This window comes from Mucilaginibacter aurantiaciroseus (genome assembly GCF_024055595.1).
GTDB lineage: Bacteria > Bacteroidota > Bacteroidia > Sphingobacteriales > Sphingobacteriaceae > Mucilaginibacter > Mucilaginibacter aurantiaciroseus.
Map to the genome: position 1 here is coordinate 245,470 of NZ_JAMXOF010000002.1, position 13,180 is coordinate 258,649.

The 13,180-nt window shown below is 41.6% G+C and carries 10 protein-coding genes and 1 tRNA gene; 5 read left to right on the forward strand and 6 right to left on the reverse strand.

Going from position 1 to position 13,180, the window contains the following annotated elements; genetic code table 11:
- Positions 1–364 precede the first annotated feature (364 nt).
- From NAF17_RS09165 to NAF17_RS09185, 5 genes are all read right to left on the reverse strand, one after another.
- Positions 365–1,849, reverse strand: coding sequence for an MBOAT family O-acyltransferase (locus NAF17_RS09165; RefSeq protein ID WP_252757706.1), 1,485 nt, complete (start codon positions 1,847–1,849; stop codon positions 365–367).
- A 51-nt stretch (positions 1,850–1,900) separates the two neighbouring features.
- Positions 1,901–2,917 (reverse strand): hypothetical protein, encoded by a 1,017-nt coding sequence (locus NAF17_RS09170; protein WP_252757707.1) that lies wholly within the window; start codon positions 2,915–2,917, stop codon positions 1,901–1,903.
- A gap of 187 nt (positions 2,918–3,104) precedes the next feature.
- Positions 3,105–3,275, reverse strand: a complete 171-nt coding sequence (locus NAF17_RS09175) for a GIY-YIG nuclease family protein (RefSeq protein ID WP_252757708.1) — start codon at positions 3,273–3,275, stop codon at positions 3,105–3,107.
- Between the two features lie 104 nt (positions 3,276–3,379).
- Entirely contained in the window at positions 3,380–3,646 is a 267-nt protein-coding gene (locus tag NAF17_RS09180; protein ID WP_252757709.1) for a GIY-YIG nuclease family protein, read from the reverse strand.
- Positions 3,647–3,693: 47 nt separating this feature from the next.
- Positions 3,694–3,767: transfer RNA gene (locus NAF17_RS09185), tRNA-Met, on the reverse strand.
- A gap of 159 nt (positions 3,768–3,926) precedes the next feature.
- Between NAF17_RS09185 and NAF17_RS09190 the strand changes: the two genes are divergently transcribed.
- The 3 genes from NAF17_RS09190 to NAF17_RS09200 all read left to right on the forward strand — a co-directional run bounded on the left by NAF17_RS09190 (position 3,927) and on the right by NAF17_RS09200 (position 7,129).
- Positions 3,927–4,307 carry an START-like domain-containing protein gene (locus NAF17_RS09190; protein WP_252757710.1) on the forward strand — a complete coding sequence of 127 codons (381 nt, stop codon included), beginning with the start codon at positions 3,927–3,929 and terminating at the stop codon, positions 4,305–4,307.
- A gap of 99 nt (positions 4,308–4,406) precedes the next feature.
- A complete protein-coding gene (locus tag NAF17_RS09195; RefSeq protein WP_252757711.1) occupies positions 4,407–5,825 on the forward strand; it encodes an LptF/LptG family permease in 1,419 nt (472 codons plus the stop codon).
- Between the two features lie 98 nt (positions 5,826–5,923).
- Positions 5,924–7,129, forward strand: coding sequence for a bifunctional 3,4-dihydroxy-2-butanone-4-phosphate synthase/GTP cyclohydrolase II (locus NAF17_RS09200; RefSeq protein ID WP_252757712.1), 1,206 nt, complete (start codon positions 5,924–5,926; stop codon positions 7,127–7,129).
- Positions 7,130–7,132: 3 nt separating this feature from the next.
- Here NAF17_RS09200 and NAF17_RS09205 read toward each other — a convergent pair whose 3' ends face one another.
- Positions 7,133–11,596 carry a translocation/assembly module TamB domain-containing protein gene (locus tag NAF17_RS09205; protein ID WP_252757713.1) on the reverse strand — a complete coding sequence of 1,488 codons (4,464 nt, stop codon included), beginning with the start codon at positions 11,594–11,596 and terminating at the stop codon, positions 7,133–7,135.
- A gap of 174 nt (positions 11,597–11,770) precedes the next feature.
- On the opposite strand from NAF17_RS09205, the gene tsaD reads away from it, so the two are divergent.
- Together tsaD and NAF17_RS09215 are read left to right on the forward strand one after the other, a co-directional pair.
- Positions 11,771–12,772 (forward strand): tRNA (adenosine(37)-N6)-threonylcarbamoyltransferase complex transferase subunit TsaD, encoded by a 1,002-nt coding sequence (tsaD, locus tag NAF17_RS09210; protein ID WP_252757714.1) that lies wholly within the window; start codon positions 11,771–11,773, stop codon positions 12,770–12,772.
- 78 nt (positions 12,773–12,850) lie between these two features.
- Positions 12,851–13,021 (forward strand): hypothetical protein, encoded by a 171-nt coding sequence (locus tag NAF17_RS09215; protein ID WP_252757715.1) that lies wholly within the window; start codon positions 12,851–12,853, stop codon positions 13,019–13,021.
- The last annotated feature ends 159 nt before the right edge of the window (positions 13,022–13,180 follow it).

Consider the following 13,180-nt stretch of genomic DNA (forward strand, 5'->3'; position numbering starts at 1 on the left):
CAAATGCAAGCATAACATCTAAAACACATTTTGTTAAATATTAACTGAAATCGCTGATTAAGTTCATTTTATGATCTTCGTTTAGTGAAAAACAAGCAAATCAAACAACTTATCAGAGAAATTTCGACGAAGTGAAAGCCGACCGCATTTTGCTGCTTTTAAATACCGCAAAACATCACGGCTAAATAAGGCAGATGAATATAGTTTAGCCAGGGTAAACCAAAAGGAACTTCACAGGTTAATCTTGCTTCAGATTACCTTAGCGATTCCCAATAGTAAACAACATCCTTAAAAGTATAATTAGCGTATGTTGCACTTATAGCCCTGAAAGAAATGCTTATTAAATATTCTTGTCATCAGTATTTTAGAACTGGAAATAAATAAATGATTTACTGGTACCCTGACTTAAAATAATCAGGATCAATAATAAGGCCCATACAATACCCAATAGCCACCACGGTAATTTTGCAGAGGTTTTTAAAACTGTTGTATCCCGCATAAACCAATGAAATGCCAGCATTAATGACACTACAATTGCTACCTGCAATAGAGCAGCAGTAGTAAGTAATGGCGGCCCAGCGGGCGGAGCCTGGCCTGCCATGGATTTTAATAAACGCCATGCGATTGCAAAGGTAGCCGAACGGAAAAATACCCAGGTTACACAAATAAGCAGAAATGTAAACAGCGCATATAAAAATCCGCCAGTGCTTTTGCCGGGTAATACAGGCGCGAAAGAGGCTGTAACAATAACAGGCGCCAGTGGGATACTATCGGGCAGGTGTGGTTTTTTTATCCTGCTGTCTTTCAGCGCTTTTTCTATCCATAAATAAAAGCCATGCAAACAACCCCAGGCAACGAAGGTCCAGTTGGCGCCGTGCCATAAGCCGCCAATTAGCATCGTGATCATTACATTTATATAGGCCCTGAATTTGCCTTCGCGGTTGCCCCCTAATGGAATATAAAGGTAATCACGCAACCACGATGACAGGGTAATATGCCATCTGCGCCAAAAATCCGAAAATCCGATGGCTGCATATGGATACAAGAAATTTTGCGGTAAAATAAAACCAAGGCAAAGTGCCACACCTATGGCAGAAGTAGAGTATCCTGCAAAATCAAAAAATATTTGACCGGAAAATGCAAGCACCCCTGCCCATGCATCAAGCGGGCCCATATTGCCCGGGGAACTAAAAACGATATCAGATGTTGATGCAAGAAGCGTGTCGGCACAAACAACTTTCATGAATAAGCCAAGTGTTAACAGCAGTAAGCCGTTAAGTAATTGTTGGCCCGTAGCTGTGCGGGGGGTTTCAAATTGAGGCACCAGTTGAGGTGGGCGCACAATAGGGCCGGCAACAAGGTGAGGAAAAAAGGTTACAAATAACGAAAAATCAAGCAGTGATTTTACCGGCTTACTTTTCTTTTTATACATATCAATGGTATAACAAAGTGTGGTAAAAGTATAAAAAGAGATGCCGGCAGGTAATATGATATTTGGTTTAGCGGGATGGTAGTTTAAACCTATGGCATTACTAAGGGTTACAAAATTCTCTAATATAAAGCCACCATATTTAAAAAAGCATAACATGCCCAGGTTGCCTATTAAACTTATTATTAATAGCAAGTGGCGTTTACTTTTATTGGGTTGCGTGTATAATGCCCTGCCTACAAAAAAATCTACAACGGTAGAAAGCCAAAGCAATAAGATGAACGGCGGATTCCATGCTGCATAAAAAAGGTAACTGGCAATTAACAAGTTTATCTTTTTAGCCTTCCAGGAGATGGGAAGGTTGTGCAAGCCGAGTATGATGGCAAAAAAAATAACAAAGGTATAGGAGTTAAAAACCATGGCGTTAGCATTTAAGGTTTAGTGTGATTTTTGCGTTTAGGAGCTAAAATGTTATAGGCCCCAGATCTTGTCGTGTTTTAAAATATTTACCAATGTGTGGGTATAAGTTATAGCGCCTGCGGGCGATAAATGCGAAAACTCCGGGCAGGTAAGTGATGCCATTACGGGATAATCTGCGTAGTAAATACCCTTGCACCCGGTTTCTTTTAATAACCTGTTCCAGTAAGCCTCACGCGGGAACATGTGGTTTTCGGCCATTAAAAAAAATCCGCTCGAAGGTGTCCTGGTGAAGACAACGTCACCGCCTCTTGCTTTAATTTTAGCTACATCGCGCGTTACCGACTGCATAACCAGGTCAAGTGCTTTGCCGCTCATGGGTGGTGTAGGGTCATTTTTCAATAATCCCCAAATGGCTTTTACTTTATTGCGTTTATTAGTATCGGTTACAAAATCTGCACTCATTTTAGTTTGCCGGTTTAAAAGTGTGATGCCGAAGCCTTGTGGGAAATCAAGAAAGGGATATACCATTGGCCTGTTTGGAATATGCATTTCGCCAATAAAGGCATTGATGGCGTATTTGCCATTATTTAAAAAAGCCAGGCGGCTTTCTATCGGCTTATCAATAAGGAAACTTAATTTCTGAGCCGGTGTACGTTCTTTATAATAAGCTAAGCCTGCATCAGGTGAAGCATTGCCACGATTACTAAAAAATAAAACTTCAGTAACATCAATAATAAGCTTGCCTTTGAATTTAGGGTCATTAGCTAAATTAGTGAGTATGTGTCTTGGTGACGAGGCTACCATTGCCAGCTGTATAGCGTGTTTATTTGTGAGCCCTTGCCAGGTGGCAATATCAAGATCATATTTAATACGGGAAGAGCCTATGAAAACTATTGATTTATCGGAAGGCTCGTAAACCTGTTCACGGGTATGTGCCCATAATTCCGGGCCGTCGTCATAATCGGTAACCACACCTTGATGCCGCAAGTATAATTCCCATGAAATTACAAAAGCTAAAACAAGCAGCAGGGCTAACGCTGCTGATTTTACAGATAGTTGTGTTTTCATTAGCAAGAAATAAATGTTCGTGTAAAAAAAAACTTAGCGAAGTGCGTGTTCGTAATAATTCCCGCATCGCTTTAGAAAGGTATACGTGGTGTAATGTATTGTAAAAGCCTGTAATTTAACTATTTATATTGAAAAGCAAAGTTTTTTTAAAAAAATTTTAAAAACTGTATGATAATTAAGGTGAAGCCTACGATAGATGTTGATGTAATAAGTTTTTGGTAGTGTAAGGGCGGTATTTCACCGTGTGGCCTTTGGTAGCAAATTGGTTATGTGAAAGGAAACGGTTGTTGAGATCGGATGTAAAGCCAATATAGATCTCGTTAAAAGAAGGTGAATACAACACGTAGACGGTAAACATACGCTGTAATTAAATTAGGAAGGCCCCATAAAGGGGCCTTCTACAAGTAGCGGGGAGCAGGATCGAACTGCCGTCCGTTAGCTAACGGATATGAATCCTGTGTTCTAACCATCTGTTGTGTCAAATTTTTTCCGGATGATATCCCAAATAAATGTGCGGCCATTTGATGATTTTAATTGCTTTTCTCTTTTCATCGCTTCGGACTTAATTGCAAAATCTTCAATATGTGCGATTACCCAAGGGCGGTATTTCACCGTGTGGCCTTTGGTAGCGAATTGGTTATGTGAAAGGAAACGGTTGTTGAGATCGGATGTAAAGCCAATATAGATCTCGTTAAAAGAAGGTGAGTACAACACGTAGACGGTAAACATACGCTGTAATTAAATTAGGAAGGCCCCATAAAGGGGCCTTCTACAAGTAGCGGGGAGCAGGATCGAACTGCCGACCTCAGGGTTATGAATCCTGCGCTCTAACCATCTGAGCTACCCCGCCGAAAAAAATATATGGTTACCTAAATTTTACTTTAGCCCTATTTTGTAGTCATACCAATGATACTTCCGAAAAAGGTTTGCAAATATAGCAGAAATTCGCTTCCTTTAGAAAAAATGTTAACTTTTACTCTTGATTGGTTTTTGTAATTATTGATTCCCTATGTCCGAAAAGAAGAAATTTAATATCGAGTACGAGATAAAATCGTCACCCAGAATACTATACACCTTCCTGAACGAAGCAAATGGCCTTACTCAATGGTTTGCAGATGACGTTAGCGTACGCGACCAGATCTACACCTTTACATGGGATGATGAGAAGCAAAACGCCAAATTGGTATCCTTAAAGGAGAACAAACTGGTGCGTTTTAAGTGGATTGACGACGAGCCGCAATGTTATTTTGAAATGGAGATCATCCAGGACGAGCTAACAAACGATGTTGCCCTTAGCATCACCGATTTTGCAACCGAAGAAACCATTGCAGAACGTAAACTGATTTGGGATAACCAAATAGATTACCTGATAAGTACACTGGGCGCTTAAACATTTTTATTTCCTTATTTTTGTATTCCGAAACGGGCGTTAAGCGCTTGCAATTATTTGCGCGCATAAACGTTTCAGTCCCTGTATACAATTGCCCTGATGAAAAAAATACATCTGTTACTGCTTAAATCATTTATAAGGCCTTTTATAGTAACCTTATTAATAGTGATGTTTGTATTGCTGATGTTGTTTTTGTTTAAATACATCGATGACCTTATCGGCAAAGGCTTTCAGTGGTATATCATCCTGGAGCTAATGATGTATAACTCGGCCACTAACCTGGCCATGGCGCTGCCGCTATCGGTATTGCTTTCTTCTATCATGACTTACGGCAGCCTCGGTGAAAACTATGAATTGGTAGCGATCAAATCGGCAGGGATTTCTTTACGCCGTGCTATGTATCCAATGATTGTGGTGGTTTTTGTGATAAGTATTGCAGCCTTTGCATTCTCAGATTATATGCTGCCGGTAGCTAATCTTAAGTATTTTTCCTTACTGTACGATGCCCGAAAGCAAAAATCTGCCGATCTGCTTCCCGAAAATATTTTCAGCAATCGTTTCCCGGGATATACCATTCGTGTAAAACACAAGGATCCTGATGGCCAGACTTTGCACGATATCATGATCTATCACAAAGGTACGCTGGAAACTAACCTGGATGTTACCTTTGCGAAATCGGGTTTAATGTATCGCTCAAAGGACGATTTATTTTTGATATTAAAACTTAAAAACGGTGTAATTTATGCAGAAGAACCCGGCGACCAGGGTAACAGCATGCCAAGGCTGCGTTTAAGGCGCTTTAGGTTTAAAGAAACCGAATACAAGTTCGATCTTTCCGATTTTAAAATGACCCGCACCGATCAAAGCGAGTTTAGGAATGCATCGCAGATGATGAACCTTAAGCAGTTACAGCACTATGTAGATTCGTCACAAAGAATGGTTGACAGCAATGTTAAAATAAATTATGCCCTATTATCGGCATATATGAAATATACAACCGTGCCTGCAAAGTCAAAAGTAAAGGCATTCCCCGCCGATAGCATTAAAATGAATGGGCAAAGCGATAAGATCAACGTGCTAAACAATGCATCGAGCGAAGTGCACCAAATCCTGGATGTTTTACGGAACCGTGCCGAAATGCATAAAGAGACCAACCGCGGTATCCGCCGCTATGTGCTGGAATATCAAAAGAAATTTACGCTTGGCGCGGCATGTATTGTGCTGTTTTTAATTGGCGCGCCGCTTGGGGCTATTATTCGTAAAGGGGGGCTGGGCTTGCCTGTAGTGGTGTCGGTTATTTTCTTCCTTATCTATTACATTATTGGCACCATTGGTGAGAAATCTGCCAAGGAAGGCGATTTGTCGCCGTTGGTTGGTGCCTGGATATCCATCGTTATATTGTTCCCGATAGGCCTTTTCCTGAGTTATAAAGCCGCTACTGATTCGGCATTGTTTGATATGGATCTTTACAAACGTTTTTTTAAGCGCTTTAAACTGCGTAAAACTAAGCCCGTATAGTTTTACAAATTACCGACCTTATTACGCTTATTATCGTATAAATTTGTACTACAAAAGTAAGTGCCAATACGGTAGCTGTTCCTAAAAAGAAAAACAAAATGCTAAATACTATACCGGAAGCTATTGAAGCTATAAAAGCAGGTAAAACCATAATTGTTGTTGATGATGAAGACCGCGAAAATGAGGGCGATTTTTTAACTGCTGCCCGCAACGCTACGCCGGAAACCATCAACTTTATGGTGAAATATGGCCGTGGTTTGGTTTGCACCCCAATAACCAAAGAGCGCGCTCACCAGCTTGAGCTTGAGCCGATGGTAAGCCATAATACTACATCGCACGAAACTAATTTTACGGTATCGGTAGATCTATTGGGCCATGGTTGTACTACGGGTATATCGGCAAAAGATCGCTCAAAAACCACTTTAGCCCTTATTGACCCTGCTTCTAAACCTGCCGACTTAGGCCGACCGGGGCATATTTTTCCGCTGATCGCTAAAGATGGTGGTGTATTGCGTCGTTCCGGGCATACCGAAGCCGCTGTAGATCTTTCTGTTTTGGCGGGATTTGAACCCGCAGGTGTTATCTGCGAAATAATGAAGGAAGATGGCGACATGGCCCGCCTGCCCGAGTTATTAGTGATGGCGAAAGAATTAGATCTCAAGATAGTTTCTATAAAAGACCTGATATCGTACCGTTTGAACACCGAATCGATGGTGCGCAAAGAGGTATCTGTAAAGATGCCTACCGAGTGGGGCGATTTTGATATGATAGCTTACACCCAGCTGGATACCGGCGAAAACCATCTTGCCCTTGTTAAAGGCGAGTGGGAGCCTAACGAGCCTGTTTTAGTACGTGTACACAGCTCTTGTGTTACCGGCGATATATTTGGATCATGCCGTTGCGATTGTGGCCCACAGCTGCACAAAGCAATGGAGATCATCAGCAAAGAGGGTAAGGGTGTGATTGTTTATATGAACCAGGAAGGCCGTGGTATTGGCTTGGTAAATAAATTGAAAGCATACCATTTGCAGGAAAATGGACTGGATACTGTTGAGGCTAATATCCAGCTTGGTTTCCAGATGGATCAGCGCGATTATGGTATTGGCGCGCAAATTTTACGTAGCCTCGGTATCTCAAAAATGCGCCTGCTAACCAACAATCCTAAAAAACGCGCGGGCCTTATTGGTTACGGTTTAGAGGTTGTTGAGAACCTGCCTATCGAGATAGCATCAAACCCCCATAATGAAGCGTACCTGCGTACCAAACGCGATAAGATGGATCACGCCATCATGCGGGAACATTAATCCTTAATTGTCGCCTTCTGCATCCTCATTGTTCCTGTCGTCTGATGATTTGGACGGCCTTGGTGTATTTATAGTCGTGGCAGGTACTGTTGTAGGCTTAACAGGTGGCTTGTCGCGGCGGCCTTGTCTAAATATATTCCTCAGGAACTCGCCGAACGTGTCAAAATCGCGCTGGTAAACCAAACCAATACCGTTTACATATTGCACTCCTAACTGGTCGTTAATGGTGTTTAGCGTGGTGCTGTTTAATGCCCGGTACGAGTAACGGCCCCTTAAATTACCATCTTTACGGAACAGGTACTGGATCTCGAAATCTTTTGTCAGGGTTCTAAAATCAGTATTTAATAAACTCTGGCGGTTGTTGAATAAGTCGCTGGTACCGCTATTAGAATATAAGCTACCGTTAATAATCAACCGGTCATTTAAAAACTTTAACGAGGCGCTCGCATCATTAAACGACCGTATGTTTAAATCAAAATATTTGATGTTGGATTGAGAGATAAAGCTATTTAGTTTATTAAACGCAAATTCGCTCACCGCCTCGCCGGCCGTACCCAAAACCTGGTTGGTTAAATTACTACCCGTGCCCGATGCAAAACTTCGCCTTACAATGATGCTTAGCGCCTGCTGGCTGCGGTTATTGTTATCAGCAAGGTAGGTATTCAAGTCATCCTTAATAGATGGATCTACAGGGAAATTAAAGTTAAAATCAATATTTGGTTGCAGGAGCGATTTGGTCAATATCAACTCGGCTTGCACTAACACCTGTTTTGGTTGCGGCGCCTGTAAACCCGCGGCTGTGTAGAGCGGAGCAATATTGGTACGTACCTCGTATACGGCCTTTAAATTGATCTCCGCGTTTGACGGATTACCCGTCCACCTGATGTTACCCCCCTGGTTTACCATAAAGTTTTTACTGATAAAATCTTTGGCCGTAAACTCAAACTTACCCGAGGTGATCCCGAAATCGCCAAACATCTCAAAGTCGCCCAGGCTATTGATCTTAAGGTTTAAATTTTTCGCGTTTCCTGTACCTTCTAACACACCGTAATCGGTACTTATCCTTACAATAGTTTGCTCGTCAATTGTTAAGTCGAAGTTTAGCGTAACCCCGTTAAAGGCTTTTACTTTATCTATGACTTTTTTAGTGGTGTCGTTATGGTCAACCCAGCGTATAAAATCATAATCCGCCGCGGTTGATGAGGTGTTAAGCGGGATATTAAATACCGTACCGGCCCCGGTACTGGCTTTAATATCTATCTTCATGTTATCTATAGGTCCGGTAAAACTAAATGTACCGCTGCCATAAGCTGTACCATAATAAATGTGGTTATCCTTAAACGTAGTATTAAGCGCCATCAGGTTTTTAGCCTCCAGCGAGATATCAAGTGTGGGGTTTGAGATATTATTCAAATCCACCGTGCCATTAGCTTCGCCTGTGCCACCGCGAATATCCTTCAATATCATCTTATCTATCTTGATAACACTGTTGTTAACCGTCAGATTATCGTTTACTGTGTAGGCGGTTTTTAAGTAATTAACAGTAATGCCGGTATTATCCAGCGATACTGTACCGTTCAACTCAGGCTTGGACGGCGAACCGGAGAGTTTCAGATTTGCCGATACAGCCCCTTTTACATTTGATACCAGGTCTTTTATAAACGGCTGGAATATAATGGCTTCGGTATGGTCCATTTTAACATCAAAGTCCAGTTTATCATCGGTTTGTTTACCAAGGGTGTAAACGCCGGCAATATTCATGGTTTCGAGGCCGCGGTTAGTGATGTTCAGTTTTACATTGGCAAGTCCGTGGTCGTTATCAAGGTTTGATAAGATCTTTACATCGCCGAGCAAAGTCTTATTCATCATCAACGAATCGATACCTAAATTGGCATCCACCCCCGGCTTTTTAATGATAGAGGTAAGCGTAACATCTCCGTTTAACGATCCTTTAAGCACTATGCCAGATGTTTTGGTAAGCTGGTTTAGCGTAGCCATATTAAACTTCTCGAATTGCACTTTCAACTTATCCGTTGGGTTATTGGATATAAATCCATTAATTCTTACCTTCTGTACGCCGTTTGATAACTCAAAACCCGATACCTGGGTTTTGCCATCCAGCAGGCGGATGCGTATCTGGTCCTGGATCTTCCAGTTCTCCCGCTCTAACACCACATCAGATGGTAATATCTTCAGTTTGGCAGTAGTGTCCCGGCCAAATTCTACCAAACCGTAAAGGTCTAACTGGTTGGCAGCGTTCTTATCAGATAACTTAACGTTAAAGTTTAGGCTATCATGCTTCAAGAAGTTGGTAATGTTGATGTTTTTGATGTATAAGCTATCCGTTAGGTCAACCCGGTTCAGGGAAACGTTCAGGGCCAGGAAATCGTCGCTTGTGCTCTCATCAATAATAAAATCATGAAATACGATTTTACCCAGTTTTATTGTTTTGATGTACCCGTTTAGCGTCGCCGTTTTATTTACCGAGTTAAATTTACCTACAAAGCTTCCCTGCTCGGGCACCTTTAAATCGGGCATAAATATGGCCGTAAAAGGATCGATGTTTTTCAGCGTCAGGTTAAAATCAAAGTTTTGCGGTTTAGGCGGGGTAATATCCGTTTTAAGCGACGGAATGTATCTTTTGGCGATGGTTTTAAAATAGGAGGGCAGGGTAGCCAGGTCATAACTGCCTTTAATGCCCCCATCTGCAAGGTCGGATTTTAAAGAAATTACCCTTGCATCCCCTTTGCCGTTAGCCGTTAGTGCTACGGTATCTACCACATAATTATTCCGCGGGTTTACAACGCGAATTTTGGTTAGCAGGATGCTTCCATCCAAATTGTCCAGGTTATTGCCCGAGAAGTTTGTGTTAAGATCGGTACTGATGGTAATTGTATCCTTCAGGAATTTTAACTCGCGTAATTTCGCATTAGTTACGTTTCCCTTAAAATCAAAAATTGGCAGCTTAGGGTTTAGGTTAACACTGCCGGCAATAGCAAGCTGCATGTTTTTATCATTTATAGATATTTTACCCTTTGCAGTTTTGTGATTAAATGTACCGTTGGTTACAATGTTTTTGTAAGTGTATCCCTTAAACTGGAAATATGCCACTTTTGCATCACCGCGAACATCCAGGTTTTTAAGCTCGTCGCCACGGCCGGCCAGGTTGGCTGATAGGCTGGTGCGGCCAATGGTGTTATTATCTAATAAAGTGCCCAGGTCAAAATCTTTGGTGGTGATTTTTCCGCTATAACCTGGCACGCCCGCTTTGTTTATTTTTAGGTTTATATCCGGGTCAAAACGACCTAATTTTGTCTTAAAAACGCCAAACGCCACAAAATCATTCTGCACGCCGGTGAACCGGCCCGTAAAGTTTACGTTGCCAAATTTGCCCACAATGGCAGGCACTTTAGCATTTGGTTTGCCGGTAAAATGCTGGTATAAATAATCCAGATCTTTTTTGTTGGTAGCAATCTGATCGAACTTTAATTGCAGTAAGGTGTTTTCCCAGTCCGGCAATCCCGTAAGGTTAAAATCGCCTTTAATAAAAGTTGCCTGGGCTGCGGTAATAGTTACCCCTTTTGCTTTAAGGTTATTTACCAGGCCTCGTACCCGTCCGTCGATACCCAGTTCAAACGTTGTTTTATCAAGCGTGCTGGTGAAATAGGCGATATCTTTTGATGACAGGTGCGATGTTTTGAAATCGGCATCCATTTTTATTTTGTTCTCAAAATCATTAAAGTCACTAAACGACTTAAATCCCATTCTGAAGAAGTTTCTTACATTGGAGTTTGCCGTTTGTATGTTTAGGTTTTGCAGCAGGATCTGGTTGGTATCGATGGTAGCATTGGAGTTGAAATTTTTGACAAAGAACCCGCTCTTTTCTTTCAGGGTTAAGCCGCCAACACGTGCTTTAAACAAGTGGTTCTGCAAGTCCATATTGCGGATAACGGTACTGAAGTTGCGAACGTCGATATCATTGAAATTCACCCCTTTTACCAGTTCGTTCCGCAGGCTGTTCTTGTACTTAAAATGGAAATTGTTAACGGCGATCTTCTCAAAGGTAAGCGTCCACGGTTTGCTTTTGGTTTTTGTGGTGTCGCCCGAGTTAAAGTAATCCAGCACAAATTTAAGATTGGTGGTACTGTCCTTTAATTTTTTAAGATAGAAGGTGCCGTTATCTAATTGGATTGATGCAAAATTGATTTTCTTTTGCTTGATGCTGTTAAAGATGGAGAACCCGCTAAGTTCTACAGCTAGTTTGGGTGTATTTAATAGGGTGTCCTGCTGTTTATCCAGTATATATAATCCTTCCAAAACAACCGATGAAAATGGCTTAATGTAAAGGCTTTTAATATTAACAGTGGTATGAAGTTCTTTAGACAGGTAAGCGGTGGCTTTTTTTGCAGCCCATGTTTGTACCGGCTTGTACTGAAAAAGCAATAACGTAATGCTTATTAGTAACAAAATTATCAATACAATGCTTAACGCTATTTTGAGTACTTTTTTAATAACTTTGTGTTTTAGTAATGGTTGGAGGTCTTGAATCAAAATAATCCCTATCGCTATACGTTTTTATGGCGTAATAGTTTGAAGCTTAGTCAATAATTCATCAACTCAAAAATCAATAATTTAGCAATCGTGCCTGTAATATTAGCTATTGAATCTTCTTGTGATGAAACCTCTGCATCTGTTTGTGTGGATGGACGGATCCTGAGCAATGTTATTGCTAATCAAACCATTCATGAACTTTACGGAGGCGTTGTCCCTGAGCTTGCCTCAAGGGTTCATCAGCAAAATATTGTTCCTGCTGTGCAACAAGCATTATTAAACGCAAAAGTAAGCAAAAATGATATTGATGCAGTAGCTTTTACGCGCGGACCGGGCCTTTTAGGTTCACTTTTAGTGGGTGTTTCTTTTGCCAAGGCATTTGCGCTTGCCAAGAACCTGCCGCTGATTGATATTAACCACATGCAGGCGCATATCCTGGCGCATTTTATTGCCGATAAAAAGCCGTCATTCCCATTCCTTTGCCTTACCGTATCCGGCGGGCATACCCAAATAGTTTTAGTTAAAGACTATTTTGATATGAAAGTGATTGGCCAAACCCTTGATGATGCCGCTGGCGAAGCGATGGATAAAACCAGCAAGATCCTCGGCTTGCCATACCCCGGCGGCCCCCTGATAGATAAACACGCGCGTACCGGAAACCCCGATGCTTATAAATTCCCCGAGCCGCAGATCGCGGGGTTTAATTTTAGCTTTAGCGGGGTTAAAACAGCTATCCTATATTTCATAAGGGATAATGTGGCGACTAACCCAAATTTTATACAGGAGAACCTGAATGATATCTGCGCATCGGTAGAAAAACGTATTGCTACTATCCTGCTGAATAAATTGAAACGCGCTGCAATAGAATATAATATTAAAGATATTGCCTTAGCAGGCGGTGTATCTGCCAATACCGGCCTGCGCCAAAGCCTCATTAAAATGGGTGCTGATAACGGCTGGAATGTTTTTATACCAAAATTTGAATACTGTACCGATAACGCGGCCATGATTGCTATTGCCGGTTATTATAAATATTTAAAAGGCGAATTTGCCGGGCAGGAGATAGCTCCCCTGGCACGGATGCCGATGTAGTTTTAGCGTATAGTTGATGGTTTACAGTAAATAGCCATCTGCAAAGCGCCATAAACTATTAACCATTAACTATTAACTATGAATATTCCTTCACTTTTATTTTGGGCGATTTTTGTGCTGCCGCTTGTGGTGTTTTTAGTGTGGCTTATGCGCCAGGATAAACGCAAAGGCATTACCGGCCTAATTGTGCTTGCTATTATGGTTGTGGGCTGTATTGCTTACATGTACTGGAAAACCGGCGGTAAATAAAATTGCCATAAACAATAAGCCCCCGCATTGCTGCGAGGGCTGTTAAGAAAAACCCTTACAAAATGTTTATCCTGCTTTTTTGTGCAGGATTAGATTTTTCTTCTAAAGAAGCGTGTAGCCATACACAAACAAAAAAGCCTCCCTGTTGGGAGGCTTTAA